The following is an 18,570-nucleotide window of genomic DNA, read 5'->3' on the forward strand; positions in this document are numbered from 1 at the left end:
AAATTACAACAATCATGGCATCCACAAACATTCAGCATCTGCTTTAGCTCTCCCACCTTGAAGGCCTCACATGCAGATAGAAGAATATGCACTCTTAACGCAACACCACCGCTCCGAAGACTCCCGTGACACGCGAGAACATTCGGCCTTCAACACAGACGCCACTTTTTTCAGCGCTATGCTCGCTCCTTCAACGTCGGCGCGCGCTCCTACAGATTCAGGTACCACACTTACCATACTGGCAGAGCTATCGGAACTGCTTAAAGCCAAAGAAAATCGCATGGCGCGAGCGCTGAAATCATCAAGTAACAGCACAGACATGACTGCATTCAACGAATACCCACGCGAATTATCAGGTGCCGTTATCACCTCACAACTGATGGTAAAAAGCCTTGGCAAGGCAACTCAATGCATCGACAAAATCTGTAACTTGCAATAGTCATCATGAATAACATTCTACCGGCCGCTCTATTTCTCACGGCTATCTTTCTGTTAAGCGGTTGCGGTGACCGCGTAGAACTTCATCGCCAACTCTCTGAGCAAGAAGCCAATGAGGTGGTCGCTGAATTGGCAGACAAACATATTCGCGCCCAAAAAATCCCGGCAAAAGATGGTGTCGTCGTAGCGGTAGAAGCAACCGACATCGGACGTGCAGTACGCACGCTGGAAGCCGCTGGTTTACCCAGGGTGGCTCGAACTTCGCTAGGCGATACATTTCGCAAGGAAGGGGTTATTTCCACACCTCTGGAAGAGCGAGCACGCTATATCTATGCCTTATCTCAGGAGCTTGAAGCGACCTTATCCAAAATTGACGGGGTTATCGTTGCACGTGTGCACGTAGTATTGCCCGAACGCATCGCTCCAGGAGAACCTGTCCAACCGGCATCCGCTTCGGTATTCATCAAGCACGATCCGCGCCTAGACCCCGATAACATCCGCGCGCGCGTTCGCAGAATGGTGGCAAGCAGCATCCCAGGCATGACCACTGCAGTGGACAACCTGCAAAAACTTACCGTGATCTTCGTACCTGCCACTACCTATCAGGAACAGCAACGCCTGGTGTACTTCGGTCCGTTCCTGGTGCCCAGCGAGAATCTCGCCTTTTGGCGAAGCAGCGTTATCGCGTCACTGCTCGGTATGGTGGCAGCGGTAGTCGCCGCACTGGTCCTGCACAATCGACGTAAAAAGCTCCTACAAGGCTCGCCCGTAGCAGGTGAATCAGTCGGTCCGGCTCATGATGCCTAGTCCGTACCCCTCCATCGCTGAACACCTGGCTTGGGCTAAATGGTGGGCATTCCCTTGGAGGCACGCGCACGACGACTGGAAGGGTGATGAGTACAGGGCGGTTGACGCGCTTTATCGAAGCAGGCGATGGACGCCACGCGACTTCATGGGAGTGACAGCCTGCCTGCCTCCCACGCCCCCCTCCACGGTATTGCACCTGGCCCTGGCCTCCGAGGAACAACTGAGCCTGGCACTCACGCTGGTTCAGCGAACCTTCTGCACTGAGCCGGCAATGCCGTTGAGCGATAGCCATCACCTGTGGTGCATGCGTCTATCCAAGGCTCTCCCGCCAGACCTGTTGTTGCCGAGCCTGGACCCGCTGCAACTGCTCCATAGCTGGGTGGAACCCACTACCTGGCAGCGTCTTAGATTGCGTTTTTCCCGTGAGCGCGTGCAGAGGGTAGAGGAAAATAACACCTCATTCGAGCATGTAAACAGTCGGCTGAACACGTTATGGCAAGCCATAGTCTGGCGCATTACAACCTGGGCGGACGACCCCACGCTTCCTGACTCCAATGGTGAGGAGACCAGCGATGTTATGCCGATACACCCTTGAGTTGTTCAAGGACACACCCGGGTTGCGAGGCAATCTGATACCCCGGGAAGAACTTGCGAACTGGGAGCAAGCAGAAGAGCTCTTGAACCGCGCCCATACTAAAGCCGCTGAACTGATACGCCAGGCAGAAAAAAAATGCGAAGCGCTTCTGGAAACCTCATCGCTTGAGATCTGGCAGCGCGCAGACACGCAATTCAAGCGCTGGGAGCGCGACCGCCAAGCAATGCTCGACAACCTGGAACAGTACGCGACGTCCATCACCAATCAGGCAATTCGCTGTGTGCTCGACGAGACGGTAGCTCCCAAAAGGCTTGCAGCCATGCTGAAGCAATTGATGGCCAATCAAGTCCCAGAGATCGAAGCAGCCCTGTTATGTCACCCCAATGATTTTGAGGAAATAAAACAGTGTCTGGCCACTCACAAGCCGATGTTCTGGAAACTTCATGCTGACGGTTCCACTCCTTCTCAGACACTCGTATTGAAAACCGACGAAGGAGACTTTCGTATCAGTTGGCGCTCAATGCTCGATACCTTTTTTATTCACAGCAACGAGTACCGGATAAACATCTAACGCTACCGACTTTGCCATTTGCCCTCCGCACCGGGAAAAAATCCAGTGTTCACTCACTATCCCGGCAAACAAAAAGGAAATACCCATGGACTTTTTCAGCGATCTACCACGTCAACTTCTGAACAATAGCAAGCGCGCGCACAACACATTCAAATCAACGTCTCTCGCCACCCAGGCAGACGATGCCGACGCCGATCTGTTCTTTGAACTGGCCGTAAAGAAAATGACAACTCAAATGTCCTATCTGGAACACAATCGAGTTAATCACCTGCTGCTCAAGAATTGTTTTGAGAGTTTTCAATAATATGCAGGCGATAGTCAGTGACTGGTTAAACAGCCGCGATGAACAGACAACCTTCTATGAAGGCGATGACCCAATCGTATTAAAACGCCAGAGTGGGTCTTTATTACTCGCCGCTCAACTGACGTCGACCTGCTCAGATAACACAGCCTTGCAGCGGTGGATGCGCCTGGGCTTCGTCAGCCTGAATCATTTCCAAGGCGCACTTGCCCGAAAAGCCGACAACGGTGCGCTTTGGCTGATTCAAAGCCTGCAAGGCGAACAAAGAGAGGCGTGCGTGCTCGTTTGCCTCGAAGCCCTGCTCAACCAACGCGATACCTGGCGCGCTGCGTGTGCACGCTTTGCTCACCAGCCCCGGAACCTAAGACCCACCTCACTACGTTCACTGTCGTACTAACCAGAGAGCCGACAATGCATAACAAGAACCACAAGCGCACTTTTTTGCGCCTTGCTTCGCCTGACGACTCGCCCAAAAGACCTCATTGGCGAAATCTGGTGCTGCTTTCCTGGTTGCTGATTCCAGCAGGAAACACCTTGGCCGCCATCCCCCCCGAATGGAAAAACACCGCGTACGCCTACGAGGCCGAGCACAAACCGCTGCGCGAAGTACTCGAAGACTTCGCTCAGACCTTTGGCACCCAACTGCAAATCGAGGGCCTGCTGGAAGGCAACGTCAACGGTAAGATCCGCGCGAATACCCCCCAGTCTCTGCTGGACAGACTGGGCGTCGAGCATCGTTTTCAATGGTATCTCTACAACAACACCCTATTCGTCAGCACGCTTGACCAACAGGAGTCCGCGCGCCTGGAGGTCTCTTCAGAGACGATAGCGGACCTCAAGCAGGCCCTGACCGATATCGGCCTGCTCGATAGCCGCTTTGGCTGGGGCGAGTTGCCGGAAGACGGTGTGGTACTCGTCTCCGGCCCCAAGCGCTACATAGAACAGATCAAGCAATTCAGCAGCCAGCGTCGCTCTGCAGATGAAAAACAGAGCGTGCTCAGTTACCCGTTGAAGTTTGCCAATGCGGCAGACCGCCAGGTGGATTATCGCGGCGAGAAGCTCAACGTGCCCGGCGTCGCCAGCATTTTACGTGGCCTGCTGGAACCGCGCTCCGCCTCGACGCTTACAGGACTGTCTCAACGCCCAACATCCCAACCGGCCCCCCTCACACCCAATGTGCCACGGTTGGGCAACCCGCTGCTGGGCCAAATGCTCGGTGCACACGCCAACACAGGGCAGGTGGACGCAGGGCCGGCGGTTACCCCGCGCGCGCCGGTATCTGCCGGACGAATCCGTGTCGAAGCCGATGTGCGCAACAACGCCGTGCTGATCTATGACCTGCCCGAACGCCAGGCCATGTACCGCGAGTTGATCACTCAACTCGATGTCGCACGCAAGCTGATAGAAATCGATGCGATCATTCTCGACATCGAGCGTACACAACTGCGTGAATTCGGCGTTAATTGGGGTTTCCAGAACAGCCGCTTCCGGGGTGGCGTCAACATGGCACCCGGGACTTCGTCGCAGCTGTGGATTGAACATCGCGATCGCTTCTACGCCGACATACGCGCGCTGGAAGAAAAGGGACTGGCAACCATGGTCTCAAACCCCTCGGTGCTCACCCTGGAGAACCAACCGGCGGTGATCGACTTCAACCGCACCCAATACATCACCACCAGTGGAGATTTCGCAACCACTTTGCCGGTCACCGTGGGCACCAGCCTTCAAGTCATACCTCGGGTCACCACCGGCCGGGGCGCTCACCGGATCCATTTGGCGGTCGACATCGAAGATGGCAGTTTCGACGAGACCAACCCAACGCCCAACCACCCTGATGTGCGCCGGGGCAAGGTCAGTACCCAGGCAGTCATGGAGGAAAAACGTTCGCTGGTCGTCGGCGGTTTCCATGTCACCGACAACACCGACAAGCACAGCAAGATACCGTTGCTCGGAGATATTCCGCTTTTGGGCAAGGCACTGTTTTCATCGATAGAACGCCATAGCAATCGCCGTGAACGCCTGTTCATCCTCACCCCACGCGTCATCGGGGACCAGGACGACCCGTCGCGCTACTTGCCACAAGCCGACCAAGCCGAATTGCAGGCCGCCCTCGCTCCGTTGGCCAAACGCCTGGCTCCCCATCAGCCGGTCATCAAGCGCAGTGACATCATTTCTACCCTGGCGCATCTGGTCAGCGGGGAAGTGCCCAAGGCGTTCAACGCGGCGCCGATGCCACTGGGACTGAACACCTTATGCAACACCCGTGACCTCCTGGCGCTGAATAACGAACGTAGCCAGTGGTACGCGGGCCCAGAATACAACGTAGCGGTCGTGGTGTTACGCAACCAGTTCAAACGCAACGTACGTATCGACGAAAAGGAGTGCAGTAACTCGCAGACCCTGGCAGTCACCGTGTGGCCGCGCGCCTGGCTCAAGCCAGGTGAGGAAACCGAGGTGTTTATCGCCATGCGCCCAGTAGTGAAGGATGCACACCTCAGCGTGCCCCGTCCCTCCTTGATCACACCTGCTCAAAAGGCCACGCCATGAAATACAGACCGTTACGTATCATCCTGATCAGTGCAGCCTTGCTCGTCAGCGGATGCACTCCTACCTGCAAAGGTGATTCGTGCTCACGCCCACAATCGACCAAAGACAAGATGGTCATCTGGTGGCCCTCATCAATGCGAGTCGAACCCGGCCCCTCCGGCGAGCGCGCGGACTACCAGACGATTTCGCTTGAACGATGAAGCACCAGCCAATGCCCGACGATCAACGCCAGGTATTTCTGAGCAGCCTGGTGAGCGGCACCGATGCTCACCTGTCCCTGGCACCCGGTATCAGCGCTTGCGCACTGCGGGCTGGAAACCGCCAGGGACTGGCACTGAAGATCGCTCGCGAAGCAGTGCAGGCCGGGCAATTGCAGCGGGTGTTAGAACGGCGATTTGAGCAGGCGCTGGCGTTCGATGGTTGTTTTATCTACGTCGACGACCAGGATGCTCTGGTGATTTGGCACGCTCTGCCCGCAGCCCACAGTGCTGTGGACAGGGTCCTCAGCCGTCTGCTGTCGCTGGCCAATCTGCAAGCCTTGGACGCAGGTAGAAACCGCTGATCAACGTTGCTCAAGTTCCGGCAACTCCAGGGTTTCGCGCTTGGCTTCATCATCGAGCTCGCGCAAGGTGCGATAAATCACTGCAACCGCCTGCAGGGTTTCGCGGGGGATACTGGTACCCAGCTGCCTTGTGTAGAGCGTACGGGCCAGCCACACGCACTGGATTACCGGTACGTCGGCGACCTTGGCGCGATGGATCAGTTTACGGGCTTCGGCATCCATGCCTTTGCTGACCAGCAAGGGCAGCGGCGTTTTACCGGGGCGGTAGTACAAGGCCACAGCAAAGTGCGTCGGGTTGACCACCAGCATATCGGCCTCTTCCAGCTTGGGCAGCTTGACCTTCGGCTCCTCCTGGGCCAATTGTTGCGCCAGTGCGCGCCGCTGGCCCTTTACATGGGGGTCGCCTTCCATGTCTTTGTACTCTTTGACGACCTCCACCTGGGTCATGCGCATGCGTTTGGCAAAAAAGTGCTTCGCCATGATCAGGTCGATGAGCGCCAGCACCAGCAGCATGCCGAGACAGACATGCAGCAGGTGGCGAAACAAAGCGATCAACGCCAGGATATAACTCTGCAGATCACTGGTGGCCAAATTGACTAACGTACCCAATGAGGGCCAGATCACCACATACAGAATCAACGCAATCAGGCAGGCTTTTGCGACACTCATCAACAAGTTCATCAACTGCTGGGCCGAGAACATTTGCTTGATTTGGCTGATCGGGTTGAGGCGATTGAAATCCAGCTTCAGGGTCTCCGGTGCAAACAGCAACCCGAACTGCATCCAACTGCTGATCAGCTTGGCGGCAATCGCCACCCCGGCCATCAACAGGGCGAATGAGAAAAACACCACCATGCCTTCAAACAGTACTTCCTCCAACGCTCGGGCAAAGGGCTGGGTCAGGCGCGACATCGGCAGCAGCATCAATTGTTGGAAGCGTTGCAGGCTGCTCTCGGCAGTGAACAAGGCAATTTCGCTGATGGCCGTAAGCGCCACCAGCTTTGCCACATCCTGGCTTTGGGCGACTTGGCCTTTCTTGCGTTGATCCCGCAGCTTCTTGGCTGACGCCGGGTGCTTTTTTTCGCCGGAGTCACTCATGGGATAGCGACCTTGATCAACAACCTCAGCGATTGTTTAAGGTCACCCAATAGCCCCATACGCCCGACAATCAGGTCCTGCAGCAACGTGAAGTAGAGCAAGAGGATGCCGATCCCCGCCAGGCTCTTGACTGGTGGCGCCAGCGTGCTCACTTGTAACTGCTGGCTGTAGACCCCCAGCAGTGCGATGCCGAACTCCAGCAACAGCAACACTGCAATAAACGGCGCGGCGTAGAGCATCATGTGCGTGAACGTCTCCCCCAACAGGTCGATAAACACGCTCATGCCGTTAATGGCCGGCACCGGAAACCACACTGTGGGCGGCCAGATCAAATAACTGTCCCAGATCACTTGGGTCAACGTCCCCAACCCCAGGCTGACCATCAGCAGGAAAATCGCCAGCTGCTTGAACAAATGCCCGATCGGTGTCGCATCCGGCCCCAACGAAGGGTTGAGCTGGCCACCCGCCAAGGCGCCGCGCTGGTTGTCCAGCAGCGCCCCCACCGACTCGAACATCCAGAACGGCATCGAAAGCAGCACGCCCAGTAAAATCCCCAGGCCCACCTCCTTGAGCACCAACACCCCAAGCAGCATCGCCGAGTAGTCCTGGCCGACCAACGCCGCATGAATACCCGGTGCAGGCAGCAAGGCCAGGACCATCACGATGGTATGCCGTGGCATGCCCCGAATATGCTGAAAACAGAAGGCTGCCACCAGGATGCCGCAAGGGTAGATACGCGCCATGCCAATCACCAGGCTGGGCAGATACTCGAGATAAACCAGCACAGGCAGGGCCTCAGTTCAGGGCCGATCGGCCGATCATGTCAAAGGTGAGGTTGATCAGTTGAATCAACTCCACGCCAATCCAGCGGCCGGTCATGATCAACGTGATACCTACCGCCACCAGCTTGATGCCGAAAGGCAGCGTCTGGTCTTGCACCTGCATCAGCGCCTGCACCAGGGACGTCATCACGCCCACGACTACCGCCACGATCAATGGCGGTGCCGACAGCACAACCACCAACAACATGCCTTGCTTGAACAGCACGATGGGTTCCATAAGCCACTCAGAGATAGGAGAGGAACAGACTGTCGAGCAAACGCGACCAACCAGACACCATCACGAACAACAGTAATTTGAGCGGCAGGGAAATGGTCATCGGCGAGACCATTTGCATACCCAGCGCCAACAGCAGATTGGAAACAATCAGGTCGATCACGATGAAGGGGATATAGATCAGGAAACCGATCTCGAACCCTGCCTGCAGTTGCGACAGCACGAATGCCGGAATCAACAGGATCAAGTCTTCGCGCTGCACCTCATGGGCCATCTGCGCCGGCCAAAGGCGTGCGGTGTTGTCCAGCAGATGCGTGAGCACATCCGGGTCGATGTTGCGCAGCATGAAGGCACGCAACGGTTTGATGGCTTCGCTTCCCGTCTGTAGGAGCGTTTGCACATTGCTCAGATCAAGGGGGGAGACTTTGACGCTTTCAGCGATCTGATACCCGACTGGGGCCATGATAAACAGCGTGACGGCCAGCGCGATGCCATTGATGGCCATGCTCGGTGGCACCTGCTGCACACCGATAGCGTTACGTGTGATCATCAGCACAATCACAATCTTCAAGAACGCCGTACACACCACCAGCAACATGGGCATCAACGATAATGCCGCAAGAAACACCGCCAGGACTAAGGGGTCCAACCCCTGAAGTATCATCGGCCAAACATCACGCGGGATAACTGCAATCCCAGGCGTCCATCGACTTCCACCAACTGTCCCTGGCCAATCGGCCGGTCGCCGTAATAGAGGCCTGCCATGCCTGGCGCATAACCGCCAATGCCCAGCACCGCGCCCGGCGCGAGGTTACGCAACTCGCCCAGGGTCAGGTTCAACGTGCCGCAGCGTACGTTCAGCCCCATGCTCAATTCATCGAACGGTTCGTGACCGAATACGTCCATCACTGGCTCGTCGCCCTCATCACCGGCATAGTCGGGGGCTATGAATTCTTCATCCACAGAAGTCTCCTCAATTGAAGTCAGGGTCAGGCACAACGACCCGTTGTTATCATCAATGCAGCCATTCAGTCGCCGTTTGCCAACCTGCAAATGGCCGCTGCCCTGGGCTAGGAAAAAGATCCTCTCAAGCAGCAGCACATCCCCGGTCCGCAGGCTGCGTGCTTGCGCAATCGGCAACTGCAAATGTCCGAGGGTCACGGCAATGGCCAACTGAAACGACGCGGGCATCGGCCTGGCCGTAGCACGCCAGGGGCCGGCATCGCACAACGCCAGAAAGCTCTCGGGCTTCAGCCACACATACCCTTCGACCCGGGTTTTCCCCAGGGCCACACTTAGCCGGCAGCCAAACGCCTTGGGCCGTTCGGTATCCAGCAATCGCACATAGCCCAACAGGGCTTTCACCTGAGGGCTCAGGTGAAACTGGAACAGCGCCCAAAACCAGGAATCCGGATCGTTGCCGGAGGGGGCCAACGTCACCGGGCATTCACCCAGCAGGCTGAGCAGCGGCCCTGCTTCGGCGAGGGCCAGCACGCCACACCCCGTTTCGAAGCACATCGCCTGGCCACCTGCGGGGGCACGTCCAGGTTCGAGCCGCAACTGACCGGCTTGCCCGGCCACTTCAAACGCCAGGCCCAAACCGCGTCCCAGCCGGCGTCGCGCGGCAGCGGTGTCGCCCTTGATAGAAGGCAATGTCAGCAGCGGCACTATCATGCTCTGCCGACATTAGGCAGAAACAGGCTGACCGGCTGCCCCAGCGTCAGCGCAATCCGATCCTCACACTGTCGCCGCACGCCACTGAGCCAGCGCGCCGTCGCCTCCTCTTGCGCGTCCAGATCGATACTCCAGCTGTTCTGTTCGCGATGCACACTGGCATTGATCCGCCCCAGACGCGGCAGGTACAACACGGCCTGAAGCGGCCACTGCGAAGCGGCCTGGAGACGCGGAACCAGTTGTTCGGCAAGCGCCTCGATCATCACGGCACTGCCCGAGGATTTCGCACCCGACAGGGAAGTGCCAGAGCCAGAACCCTTGCCGTCACCGGCCCACAACTGGCTGAACAACCGGGTCAATTCCGCAGGCACAACACCTCGAGTTCCCGGCTCGCGCTCCTCTCGATGTTCACGTACGCGTGGACGCTCAGCGGGTTTATCTGCAACCTGGGTCATGTCGGCTCCTGTACCAATAAAAGGGACAACTCCTGAAGTTTTTCGACCTGCCGCAGGCACTCGGTCACCTGCTTCTGGGCGCTGCCGACACGGGTTTGCTGAGCGTCACGCTGGCCCTGCAAGGCCTCCAACTGCCCTATGTCTCGACGTGTATTGGCAGATAACGAGCGCTCCTGCGCCGCCCAGGATTTGAGAGCCTGCCGAGTCAATACCTGCCCCTGGTGTTGGCTGAGCAACTGAGCACTTTGCACGGCCTCCTCCTGCCGGGTTTGCTCAAGTGCATCCTGGGCCTGCTGGATATGCGCAAGCAGGGCCTGCTGGGCTCGCTTGGCTTCACGCAGGGCGCGCTCGGCGCGGTCTGCCCGGTGACGGCGCAGGCGGCACAGCGTCTCGACTTCACTGAGCAGCACATCAGAATGGGACATAGGCCGTCAGCTCCTTGAGTTGAGCAAGCGTTGCCGCCATGGGTGTGGGTTCACGCAAGTCCTGGCGCAAGAAACCATCGACAGCCTGGCGACTGTCCACTGCCAGGTCGGTCAAGGCATCGCTCCCAGGCTGATACTCCCCCAGCTTGAGCATCAACTCGATCTGCTGGTAGGCCGACAACAAGCGACGCAGCGCTGTACCCGCCTGGATATCCGCAGGCTCGACAACATTACTCAAGATCCGTGAAAGGCTCGCCAGCACATCCACCGCAGGATAATGGCCACGTTCGGCCAACTTACGGGACAGTACGATATGGCCGTCGAGCAACGAGCGAACTTCATCGGCTACCGGATCGCTCATGGAGTCCTGCTCGATCAGCACCGTATAGATCGCCGTGATTACGCCCTCACGGGTCAGGCCGGCACGCTCGACCAGCCGCGGCAGCAGGCTGTAGACCGATGGCGGCAGGCCGCCGCGGCCGAGGGGTTCGCCGGCAGCCAGGCCGATCTCACGCTGGGCCCTGGCGAAACGTGTCAGGGAGTCGATCAGCAGCAGCACACGCTGCCCCTTGCGCCGGAAGCCTTCTGCCAATGCGGTGGCCGTGAACGCCGCACGTGCACGTTCCATGCTGGAGCGATCGGAGGTGGCACACACCAATACCGCTTTGGAGCGCAGTTGCTCATCGAGTTCATGATCGAGAAATTCGCGCAGTTCGCGACCCCGCTCGCCGATCAGGCCGAACACGATGACGTCGCACTCCACGTTACGGGCAATCTCCGCCAGCAGGGTGGTCTTACCGCACCCCGCGCCAGCGAACAGCCCTACGCGTTGGCCTTCACCAAGCGTCAGCAGGCCATCGATCGAACGCACCCCGGTGGCCAATGCACGGTTGATGCGTGGCCGCTCGGTGGGTAAAGGAGCCTCACACAATACCGCGCTGGTATCCGGCAAGTCGGCTTCGACAAAGGCGCTGGGGCCATCACCGGTGATCGGTCGTCCGAAACCATCCAGCACCTGCCCCAGGAGTGCCTCGCTGACCTGGACCCGATGCGAAACACCCAGGCGCTCCACGCCGGCGCCTACCTGCACGCCTTCAAGGTTGCCCAGGGCACTGAGCACGGCATCCTGCTGATCAAAACCGATGATCTCGGCGAGCATGTAGTCGCCCGGCTTTTTCTCTACCTGGCACAGATCCCCGATACGCGCCTGGGGCAGTCGGCACTGCAACAACATGCCATTGACGCGCTGGATGCGCCCCCGCATCGTCACAGGCGCGAAGGTAGCCAGCGACTGAGCCTGACGCTGCTGCCAGGCCTCGAGGCGTGCCTGCACTTCCACGCTCACCAGCGCACCTCATACTGCTGCACGCCATCGAACACCACTTTGCTGTTGTCGATCAGCACCAGGCGCAGACCCTCCACTTCATCGCCAACAAACAGCCGGCCGCCCTCCTCCAGGACTACATGACCGTTGGGCCCACCCACGATCTGCACAATCTTGAACGGCAAGGTTGCGTCGCGCACGCGCACACGGCTGATCACCGGGACCGCGCTGTCAAATTGCTCGCCGAAACGATTGAGCATGCGTGCGACCAGCTCTACATCATCCTGGGACACATCACCATCGAGGGCGACCTGCCCATTGATCACCTGCAAGTTGACGCGCTGGCTCAACTCGCGCTCATTGAGCATCTTCAACAGCTGCTGACGCACCTCGAACGGTGAAGCCAACTCGTGCTTGCGCACCACAGGCGGCATCAAGGAAGGCTTGGCCTCAGGCTCACCCGTAGACGCCATACCCACCACGATAAAGATGACCGTTATCGCCAGCACCAGGCTGATCAAGCGCTTCTGCTGGGAGTGGGAGATAGTCGACAACTTAAGTGTCCGTGCCGCCTCATTGAACACGGGCGGCGCCGCAGGCGCAGGCGCTTGAGGCCAGGGCTCATCAGCCAGGCTGACACACAGCCGTACGTTTCCCACCGAAAACACACCATTGAGCGCCAGACGCGCGATCTGAGCCAGCACCTGACCGTCAGCCCCGCGTAACAACCCAGCTTCGGCCTGCACCGACCAAACGCCGTCGATAAGCCACAGACATGCATGCCGCTCGGCAATGCCAGGATCACTCAGCAACAGGTCTGCATCGGTGTGGGCACCGATGGTCCACTGCTCCCCAAACAACGGCAACGCAGCACCCTGGTGCAGCCCGTCAAGCACGCGTAACTCGAACATCATCAAGCCCTCACGCCACTGCACCGCGCATCAGCTCATCCTGGCCCAGGTCAAAACGGCCCAACACCTTGACCTTGGAAGTACTGCCCAGCTCAGCGAAAGACAGCACCGGCACATGGTTGAACTCTTCCACCAACAACGTGCGCAAAGGGCTGCGCAAATCTTGCGCAACCAGCATCACGCTCTTGAATTTCGGGCGTGCGCAAAAGGCTTGATTGAGCAGGTTGATCAACGCCGCGCTATGCTCTTCGTCGAGGGCGAAGAACACGCCGGTCTGGGTCTGGCGCAATGCATCACGCAAGATGTTTTCGGTCTGCGGCGACAGCAGCCAGGCCTGCAGGCCGTCGGCTTCGCGGTACTGATGGTAGATCTGTGCCTTGAGCGCAATACGCGCGTAGTCAGCCAGTGCGTCCGGTTCACGCTCATGCTGGCCGTACTCGATCAGTGATTCGACAATCAGCCGCACCGCCCGCAACGGCACACCTTCGCTGGCCAGGCGTTGCAACACCGCCGAAAACCGCGACAGCGGCATGATCCGCTGCAGTTCCTGGACCAATTCCGGTTGGTTGTGCTCCAGCCAACTGAGGATCGACTTGCTCTCCTGGATCCCCAGGAACTGCGGCCCGCTGAGCATCATCGCCTGCTTCATGCGCTCGACGATCAGGCTCGCCGCGGTGAAGCGCTCCAACTGCGGATCATCGAGCAGCGGATCATCCGGCGCCAACCAGAGCCACTCCTGTTCATCGCGCTCCGCCAGCCCCGGTATGGCGTGCGCGGGTTCGACCGTGAGCGCCTTGCGCTCAACCGCAACCAGGCTGACGACCGAGGCCTTGACCATCGGCACTTCGTGCACACAAAAACGCATTTCATCGTCGGCCAGCGTGTCATCGAGTTCCACCTCGAACGGTGGCAATGTCAGGCCAATATTGGCGACCAGCGCATTTCGCGCCTGGCGAATCGCGTGAATAAGATCGGTCACCTCGGGCGTCCCACGCAGCACCGGAGAGAACTGCAGCAGGTACGGCCTTGAAGGATCAAACCCACGCAAGTCCTCACGACCGTTCTCTTCGGGGCGCACCGCCTCTGCGGCTTCAGCAGTGGGTTGTTCCTGCCGTTGGCGCTGGCGCATCAGGAAATACCCCAGGCTACCAGTGACCAGCGCTATCAGGATAAACACCACGGTAGGCATGCCAGGCACCGCCGCAAACGCCAGCATCCCTACCGAAGCGATCATCCAGCTCTTGGGTTCGCTGGTCATCTGCCGGGCAATTTCGGCGCCCATATTCGTGATGCCCCTGCGCCCATCCGGCGCCACACGGGTGATGATCATGCCGGCGGTGAGAGAAATCAGCAGCGCCGGGATCTGCGCGATCAGGCCGTCGCCGATGGTCAGCACCGAGTACAGGCTGATAGAGTCGGAAGCACTCAAGCCATGCTGGAACATGCCCGTGGCGAAGCCGCCCAACAGGTTGACCACGACGATAATCAAGCCGGCGACAGCATCGCCCTTGACGAACTTCATCGCACCGTCCATGGCCCCGAACAATTGACTCTCGCGGGACAACTGGTCTCGCTTGTCCCTTGCCTGCATGCCGTCAATGAGGCCGGCACGCAAGTCGCTGTCGATGGACATTTGCTTGCCGGGCATGGCATCCAGGCTGAAACGTGCCGCCACCTCGGCCACCCGCTCCGAGCCTTTGGTGATGACCAGAAAGTTGACCAGCGTCAGGATCAGGAAGATGACCATCCCGACCGCCAGGTTGCCGCCGACCACGAAATTGCCAAACGCCTCGACGATATCGCCGGCGTCCTGCTCCAGCAGGATCAGACGTGTGGTTGCAATCGACAACGCCAGACGGAACATGGTGGTCAGCAACAGAATCGAGGGGAACGATGAGAACGCCAATGGCCCTGGTAGGTAAAGCGCCAACACGATCAACAGGCACGAAATACAGATGTTGAGCGCAATCAGAATGTCCACCAGCCAGGTGGGCAGCGGCACGATGAAAATGAACACGATGGCCATCACCACCACTGCGCCCAGCACTTCGGCGCGCTGCGCCGCCTTGAGCAGAAAGCGGTTGATGACCGACAGCATCGTCACGCCCGGGCCTCCAGCTCACGTGGAAAACGTGCATGGCTACGTGCAATCCGGTCCAGCTCCCCGATCACTACCCGGAAGCAATTCAGGGTTTCATTACGTACTGTACTATCGGGCCATAAAGCCAATGGCAATTGCTCGACCACTGGCAAAAGTGCATTGAGGACCAGCAATTGCTGCGCAGTTGAACCACCCTGCAAATCATCTACAAATCTCAGGATTTCCGCAGCGCCAACACCACCGCCAGTGAACCCCAGAAGTCGTTGCAGCAGGACTACCGCATCATGATCGACAGCCAGTCGTTGGCGCAGTCCTTGACACGCCGCCAACACCCCGCTCAGTTGCCCACAGCTTTGCAGGCCCAGGAGCAAGGTACGCAGGGACGCATTGGGCGATGAAGACACCTTGGCGGCGATATCGTCCGCCAAGGCTCTTTGCATGACCTTGAGTCCTTCTGGAAACCGCTCGACACCGTATACATCCAACAGCTTCTGCAACATCGTCGGCAGGGATTGGTGCGGAACCACACTCTCGTAATAGAGCATTCGCACCGCCATGCGTTCTTGCAGATTGGGACACCCCTCCTCAAATGCAGCCGCAGTATTCAGACCTGCCTGGATCTGCCCTCTGAAACTAGCCTCCAGCATGATGCGTGCATCGCGTGCCAAGGCTGCTGCAGTGCCCCCCAGGGCCTCCTCATTCTTGAGCACAACACAAGTGAGCGTGGGGTCGCCTTCGCAAACCTCAAGCAACTTCGCAACATCACCACGTACTTCCAGTTGCTGCTTGATCTGCAATCTGGCCATTGCAAAGGTCTTCTTGGCGGGATGACCCAATTGGTTATAAATCTGCTTGAGCATCTGAACTGATGCCAAGGGCAGGATGAGCTGCCGGTGATTCAGCGCCCGGTTGTTGGCGACCACTTCCTCGTTGAACAGCAGAGCCAGGTTATCGGTAACCGGGCCTGTGGTGGCAGCAGGTGTGGACGTCTGATTGACACGTGGCTGATCCACGGTGTGGGTCTTTGACAGTTCGGAAGGGAATTCAATCATGGCCGGACCTGAACAGGAAGAGTGTCTACCTGTGTGGCAAGACCAACCCAAGCGGTTCCATCAGCTAGCGGCCCACTGCACATTTGAAAAAACTTGCATGCGCCTGCAACGCCCTCTGCAAACACTTGCACAAAATCGCATTAATACAAGATTTTTATTTATATAAATCAATAAATTAAGAAATTTTTCCGCTTGGCACAGCCAGTGCAAACGGGGTTCTCGTCGACACCTTTCGACTGTGTCTACTCCAAGGAAAAATCCATGAATATCCCTATTGAAGCTTTAGCGCACCTGGTTGGCAGCTCGCCTCAATTCATGCTTCACCTGACAGATGACCAGCAAAAAAAACTTCGCAGATTCATCCACAAGCGCGTACTCAACCCCGAAGATGCAGACGACCTGCTGCAATTGACGTACCTGGAAGCCTGGCGCAACCGTGAGCGTTTCAGCGGGAATGCCACGCTCAGCACTTGGATGTGCGGTATCGCGCAAAACCTCATACGCAACCACTTCAGGCGGCTGTACGCCAAGCCCGTGCATTGCGAATTCGACGAATCGCTGTGGCATGGACAGGAAGAGAACCATAACTTGGACTGGGAATTTGAAATCAATCGGCGCCTGGAGAAAACCTTGAGCGCCATCGACCACCTGCCGATAGAGATGCGCAAGACGCTGTACGCCTCACTGGAAACCGACGGCAGCTATCAGGACACCGCCGACGCACTGGACATTCCGATCGGCACGGTTCGCTCGCGCCTCTCCCGGGCGCGTGAACAGCTTAAACGCGCCACTCACAACGCGAAGTTCCCTTAATATCAGCCCCCCGCGTTGGGCGGCAGGGATATCTGCCCAACGCGATCAGGTTTTTCTTGCTGTGCAGACGGGTGAATAGCGAACCACTCGTCGCCCGATCCGGTAATTTCGCTTAAACAGTTGAAAGCGTAGATAAAAACTCAAAATAAATACTTGACGCATTGCCGTTCTACGCGAATAATGCGCGCCACTTGGCTACATAGCTCAGTTGGTTAGAGCATAGCATTCATAATGCTGGGGTCCGGGGTTCAAGTCCCTGTGTAGCCACCAAGTACCGGTTTATAGATGTCTACATGAGTCTCTAAACCACCTCAAGAAGCCCGCCTCGTGCGGGCTTTCTTGTTTCTGGCTATCTCCCCTTGTATCCCCCTATACCTTCCCTCCGTGTATCCCGCTGTGTATCCTCGACAAATAATTGAACCGAGGGGATACAAGCCCAGATGAAGCGATCCGAGATAAAACGCCGCCCCCTTTCCGATACCGCATTGGCCGGCCTGGAGCCTGATGCCAACGAGTATCGCGAGCTGGACGGGAGCGGCCTTTATTTCCGCGTGAAGCCTGATGGCCAAAAGTCCTGGCAGCTTCGCTACAAGAAGCCCGACGGCAAATGGTCATGGCTTGGGCTTGGCGGTTACCCCGAGGTGAGCGGATCAGTCGCCAGGCAGAAAGCTGCCGAATTGCGCACCGACGCTGCCGACGGCAAAAACCCGATCGTTACCAAGCAAGCCCGCAAGAAAGCAGAAAGGGATATCGCCGGCGAGACATTCGAGCCACTGGCGAGAGAGTGGTACGCCTCACGTCTCACCAACTGGGATGCGGGTACCGCCAAGCGAATAATCGGCGCCTTGGAACGTCACGTATTCCCGGTGTTCGGCAAGCGCCCCTATGCCGATATCACTCCGCTTGAGTGGATGGAGTTTCTGCGCGGCATGGAGCGGCAGGGAATCCTTGAGCAAATGAGCCGAGTGCGCTCGTACTGCCGAGATGCCTACGACTTGGCCAGGGTAACCGGCCGCGCCACCCATAACCCGCTCGAGGGGCTGCAAAAATATCTCCAGTCCGGCAAGGCCGAGAACTACGCCCACGTCTCACCCGATGAACTTCCCGGCCTGATCCGAGCCATCGCAGCCTATCCACACGCCCACGACGTGCGCCTCGGCCTGCGGCTGCTGAGCCTGTTCGCCGTGCGTCCAAGCGAGCTACGCGAAGCTCAGTGGTCTGAGTTCGACTTTGCCAAGAAGGTTTGGACGATCCCCGTCGAGCGCAAAGGCCGCAAGAAAGGACTTGAGCACCTGGTGCCGCTTTCGTCGCAAGCGATCGCGGCGCTGGAGGAATTACGCAAGTACACCGGCAGCTATCCACTTTTATTCCCTGGCCGCAGCGACCACACCAAACCACGCAGTGACACCGTGTTTCTGATGGCACTGCGTCGTATGGGATATGAAGGCCGGCAAACCGGTCACGGCTTCCGGCATATCGCGTCGACAGTGCTCAACGAGAACGGGTTCGACGAGAACCACGTCGAGGCCCAGCTATCACACAAAAAGCCCGGTGTTGCCGGCGTCTACAACAAGGCCCAGTACCTGCCTCAGCGCACGGTGATGATGCAATGGTATGCGAACTACCTCGACTGCCTCGCCGGTGGCGTTGTTGTCCAAGGTGACTTTGGCAAGCGGGCTTAATGAGGCCCTTTCTTTGTCGGCGTAGATAGATATAGACTGCCAACTATCACTGTTTAAATAGACAGCACCCGCATAAAAACCGGTTTTGGCTGACCTAGCTCGACGGAGCGAAAAGTGGACTTCCCACCTGCCTGGAAAGCCGAATTATTCTGCAGGGG

21 protein-coding genes and 1 tRNA gene are annotated in these 18,570 nt (G+C 58.0%); 11 read left to right on the forward strand and 11 right to left on the reverse strand.

Annotation, left to right across the window (positions count from 1 at the left end; translation table 11 throughout):
- Positions 1 to 70 precede the first annotated feature (70 nt).
- The 8 genes from NL123_RS26700 to NL123_RS26735 all read left to right on the forward strand — a co-directional run bounded on the left by NL123_RS26700 (position 71) and on the right by NL123_RS26735 (position 5,821).
- Positions 71 to 439, forward strand: coding sequence for an EscI/YscI/HrpB family type III secretion system inner rod protein (locus tag NL123_RS26700; protein ID WP_248486005.1), 369 nt, complete (start codon positions 71 to 73; stop codon positions 437 to 439).
- Positions 440 to 444: 5 nt separating this feature from the next.
- Positions 445 to 1,245, forward strand: a complete 801-nt coding sequence (gene sctJ, locus NL123_RS26705; RefSeq protein WP_248486003.1) for a type III secretion system inner membrane ring lipoprotein SctJ — start codon at positions 445 to 447, stop codon at positions 1,243 to 1,245.
- A gap of 572 nt (positions 1,246 to 1,817) precedes the next feature.
- On the forward strand, positions 1,818 to 2,411 hold the full coding sequence (sctL, locus tag NL123_RS26710; protein ID WP_248486002.1) for a type III secretion system stator protein SctL: 594 nt from the start codon (positions 1,818 to 1,820) through the stop codon (positions 2,409 to 2,411).
- Between the two features lie 85 nt (positions 2,412 to 2,496).
- Positions 2,497 to 2,715 (forward strand): hypothetical protein, encoded by a 219-nt coding sequence (locus NL123_RS26715; protein ID WP_248486001.1) that lies wholly within the window; start codon positions 2,497 to 2,499, stop codon positions 2,713 to 2,715.
- Positions 2,699 to 3,109 (forward strand): type III secretion protein, encoded by a 411-nt coding sequence (locus tag NL123_RS26720; protein ID WP_348984768.1) that lies wholly within the window; start codon positions 2,699 to 2,701, stop codon positions 3,107 to 3,109. The genes NL123_RS26715 and NL123_RS26720 overlap by 17 nt, the downstream gene beginning before the upstream one ends.
- Positions 3,110 to 3,123: 14 nt before the next feature.
- Positions 3,124 to 5,259 carry a type III secretion system outer membrane ring subunit SctC gene (gene sctC, locus NL123_RS26725; protein WP_494356669.1) on the forward strand — a complete coding sequence of 712 codons (2,136 nt, stop codon included), beginning with the start codon at positions 3,124 to 3,126 and terminating at the stop codon, positions 5,257 to 5,259.
- Positions 5,256 to 5,459, forward strand: a complete 204-nt coding sequence (gene hrpT, locus NL123_RS26730) for an HrpT family type III secretion system protein (protein WP_248485999.1) — start codon at positions 5,256 to 5,258, stop codon at positions 5,457 to 5,459. Before sctC ends, hrpT begins: the two co-directional genes overlap by 4 nt.
- 11 nt (positions 5,460 to 5,470) lie before the next feature.
- A complete protein-coding gene (locus NL123_RS26735; protein ID WP_248485998.1) occupies positions 5,471 to 5,821 on the forward strand; it encodes a transcriptional regulator in 351 nt (116 codons plus the stop codon).
- Here NL123_RS26735 and sctU read toward each other — a convergent pair whose 3' ends face one another.
- From sctU to NL123_RS26790, 11 genes are read right to left on the reverse strand one after another with little or no spacing between them, the layout of a single operon-like run.
- On the reverse strand, positions 5,822 to 6,919 hold the full coding sequence (gene sctU, locus NL123_RS26740; RefSeq protein ID WP_248485997.1) for a type III secretion system export apparatus subunit SctU: 1,098 nt from the start codon (positions 6,917 to 6,919) through the stop codon (positions 5,822 to 5,824). It lies immediately after the preceding gene.
- Positions 6,916 to 7,704, reverse strand: coding sequence for a type III secretion system export apparatus subunit SctT (gene sctT / locus NL123_RS26745; RefSeq protein WP_494356670.1), 789 nt, complete (start codon positions 7,702 to 7,704; stop codon positions 6,916 to 6,918). The genes sctU and sctT overlap by 4 nt, the downstream gene beginning before the upstream one ends.
- Positions 7,705 to 7,714: 10 nt before the next feature.
- Positions 7,715 to 7,978, reverse strand: a complete 264-nt coding sequence (gene sctS, locus NL123_RS26750) for a type III secretion system export apparatus subunit SctS (protein WP_065888055.1) — start codon at positions 7,976 to 7,978, stop codon at positions 7,715 to 7,717.
- A gap of 7 nt (positions 7,979 to 7,985) precedes the next feature.
- Positions 7,986 to 8,639: a type III secretion system export apparatus subunit SctR gene (gene sctR, locus NL123_RS26755; RefSeq protein ID WP_248485995.1), complete on the reverse strand. Its 654-nt coding sequence runs from the start codon at positions 8,637 to 8,639 to the stop codon at positions 7,986 to 7,988.
- A complete protein-coding gene (locus NL123_RS26760) occupies positions 8,636 to 9,649 on the reverse strand; it encodes a FliM/FliN family flagellar motor switch protein (RefSeq protein ID WP_248485994.1) in 1,014 nt (337 codons plus the stop codon). Before NL123_RS26760 ends, sctR begins: the two co-directional genes overlap by 4 nt.
- On the reverse strand, positions 9,646 to 10,104 hold the full coding sequence (locus tag NL123_RS26765; protein WP_494356671.1) for a type III secretion system HrpP C-terminal domain-containing protein: 459 nt from the start codon (positions 10,102 to 10,104) through the stop codon (positions 9,646 to 9,648). Before NL123_RS26765 ends, NL123_RS26760 begins: the two co-directional genes overlap by 4 nt.
- Positions 10,101 to 10,529, reverse strand: a complete 429-nt coding sequence (gene sctO / locus NL123_RS26770; RefSeq protein ID WP_494356672.1) for a type III secretion system stalk subunit SctO — start codon at positions 10,527 to 10,529, stop codon at positions 10,101 to 10,103. Before sctO ends, NL123_RS26765 begins: the two co-directional genes overlap by 4 nt.
- Positions 10,516 to 11,874 (reverse strand): FliI/YscN family ATPase, encoded by a 1,359-nt coding sequence (locus NL123_RS26775; protein ID WP_248485991.1) that lies wholly within the window; start codon positions 11,872 to 11,874, stop codon positions 10,516 to 10,518. The genes sctO and NL123_RS26775 overlap by 14 nt, the downstream gene beginning before the upstream one ends.
- Complete coding sequence (locus NL123_RS26780) at positions 11,871 to 12,764, reverse strand: FHA domain-containing protein (RefSeq protein ID WP_494356673.1); 894 nt, start codon at positions 12,762 to 12,764, stop codon at positions 11,871 to 11,873. The genes NL123_RS26775 and NL123_RS26780 overlap by 4 nt, the downstream gene beginning before the upstream one ends.
- A gap of 10 nt (positions 12,765 to 12,774) precedes the next feature.
- A complete protein-coding gene (gene sctV, locus NL123_RS26785; protein ID WP_494356674.1) occupies positions 12,775 to 14,868 on the reverse strand; it encodes a type III secretion system export apparatus subunit SctV in 2,094 nt (697 codons plus the stop codon).
- Complete coding sequence (locus NL123_RS26790) at positions 14,865 to 15,917, reverse strand: TyeA family type III secretion system gatekeeper subunit (protein ID WP_494356675.1); 1,053 nt, start codon at positions 15,915 to 15,917, stop codon at positions 14,865 to 14,867. Before NL123_RS26790 ends, sctV begins: the two co-directional genes overlap by 4 nt.
- A gap of 261 nt (positions 15,918 to 16,178) precedes the next feature.
- On the opposite strand from NL123_RS26790, the gene NL123_RS26795 reads away from it, so the two are divergent.
- The 3 genes from NL123_RS26795 (at position 16,179) to NL123_RS26805 (ending at position 18,412) form a co-directional block, all read left to right on the forward strand.
- On the forward strand, positions 16,179 to 16,730 hold the full coding sequence (locus NL123_RS26795) for an RNA polymerase sigma factor (protein WP_248485987.1): 552 nt from the start codon (positions 16,179 to 16,181) through the stop codon (positions 16,728 to 16,730).
- A 193-nt stretch (positions 16,731 to 16,923) separates the two neighbouring features.
- A tRNA-Met gene (locus tag NL123_RS26800) sits at positions 16,924 to 17,000 on the forward strand.
- A gap of 170 nt (positions 17,001 to 17,170) precedes the next feature.
- Positions 17,171 to 18,412, forward strand: a complete 1,242-nt coding sequence (locus tag NL123_RS26805) for a tyrosine-type recombinase/integrase (RefSeq protein WP_494356676.1) — start codon at positions 17,171 to 17,173, stop codon at positions 18,410 to 18,412.
- The last annotated feature ends 158 nt before the right edge of the window (positions 18,413 to 18,570 follow it).

The organism is Pseudomonas sp. FBCC-B1565 (assembly GCF_059133265.1).

Excerpts from the sequence above, each read along its gene's own strand:
- NL123_RS26700 (WP_248486005.1), top strand. The coding sequence starts at position 71 with ATGCAGATAGAAGAATATGCACTCTTAACGCAACACCACCGCTCCGAA.
- sctJ (WP_248486003.1), top strand. The coding sequence starts at position 445 with ATGAATAACATTCTACCGGCCGCTCTATTTCTCACGGCTATCTTTCTG.
- sctL (WP_248486002.1), top strand. The coding sequence starts at position 1,818 with ATGTTATGCCGATACACCCTTGAGTTGTTCAAGGACACACCCGGGTTG.
- NL123_RS26715 (WP_248486001.1), top strand. The coding sequence starts at position 2,497 with ATGGACTTTTTCAGCGATCTACCACGTCAACTTCTGAACAATAGCAAG.
- sctC (WP_494356669.1), top strand. The coding sequence starts at position 3,124 with ATGCATAACAAGAACCACAAGCGCACTTTTTTGCGCCTTGCTTCGCCT.
- hrpT (WP_248485999.1), top strand. The coding sequence starts at position 5,256 with ATGAAATACAGACCGTTACGTATCATCCTGATCAGTGCAGCCTTGCTC.
- NL123_RS26735 (WP_248485998.1), top strand. The coding sequence starts at position 5,471 with ATGCCCGACGATCAACGCCAGGTATTTCTGAGCAGCCTGGTGAGCGGC.
- sctU (WP_248485997.1), bottom strand. The coding sequence starts at position 6,919 with ATGAGTGACTCCGGCGAAAAAAAGCACCCGGCGTCAGCCAAGAAGCTG.
- sctS (WP_065888055.1), bottom strand. The coding sequence starts at position 7,978 with ATGGAACCCATCGTGCTGTTCAAGCAAGGCATGTTGTTGGTGGTTGTG.
- sctR (WP_248485995.1), bottom strand. The coding sequence starts at position 8,639 with ATGATACTTCAGGGGTTGGACCCCTTAGTCCTGGCGGTGTTTCTTGCG.
- NL123_RS26760 (WP_248485994.1), bottom strand. The coding sequence starts at position 9,649 with ATGATAGTGCCGCTGCTGACATTGCCTTCTATCAAGGGCGACACCGCT.
- NL123_RS26765 (WP_494356671.1), bottom strand. The coding sequence starts at position 10,104 with ATGACCCAGGTTGCAGATAAACCCGCTGAGCGTCCACGCGTACGTGAA.
- sctO (WP_494356672.1), bottom strand. The coding sequence starts at position 10,529 with ATGTCCCATTCTGATGTGCTGCTCAGTGAAGTCGAGACGCTGTGCCGC.
- NL123_RS26780 (WP_494356673.1), bottom strand. The coding sequence starts at position 12,764 with ATGTTCGAGTTACGCGTGCTTGACGGGCTGCACCAGGGTGCTGCGTTG.
- NL123_RS26790 (WP_494356675.1), bottom strand. The coding sequence starts at position 15,917 with ATGATTGAATTCCCTTCCGAACTGTCAAAGACCCACACCGTGGATCAG.
- NL123_RS26795 (WP_248485987.1), top strand. The coding sequence starts at position 16,179 with ATGAATATCCCTATTGAAGCTTTAGCGCACCTGGTTGGCAGCTCGCCT.
- NL123_RS26805 (WP_494356676.1), top strand. The coding sequence starts at position 17,171 with ATGAAGCGATCCGAGATAAAACGCCGCCCCCTTTCCGATACCGCATTG.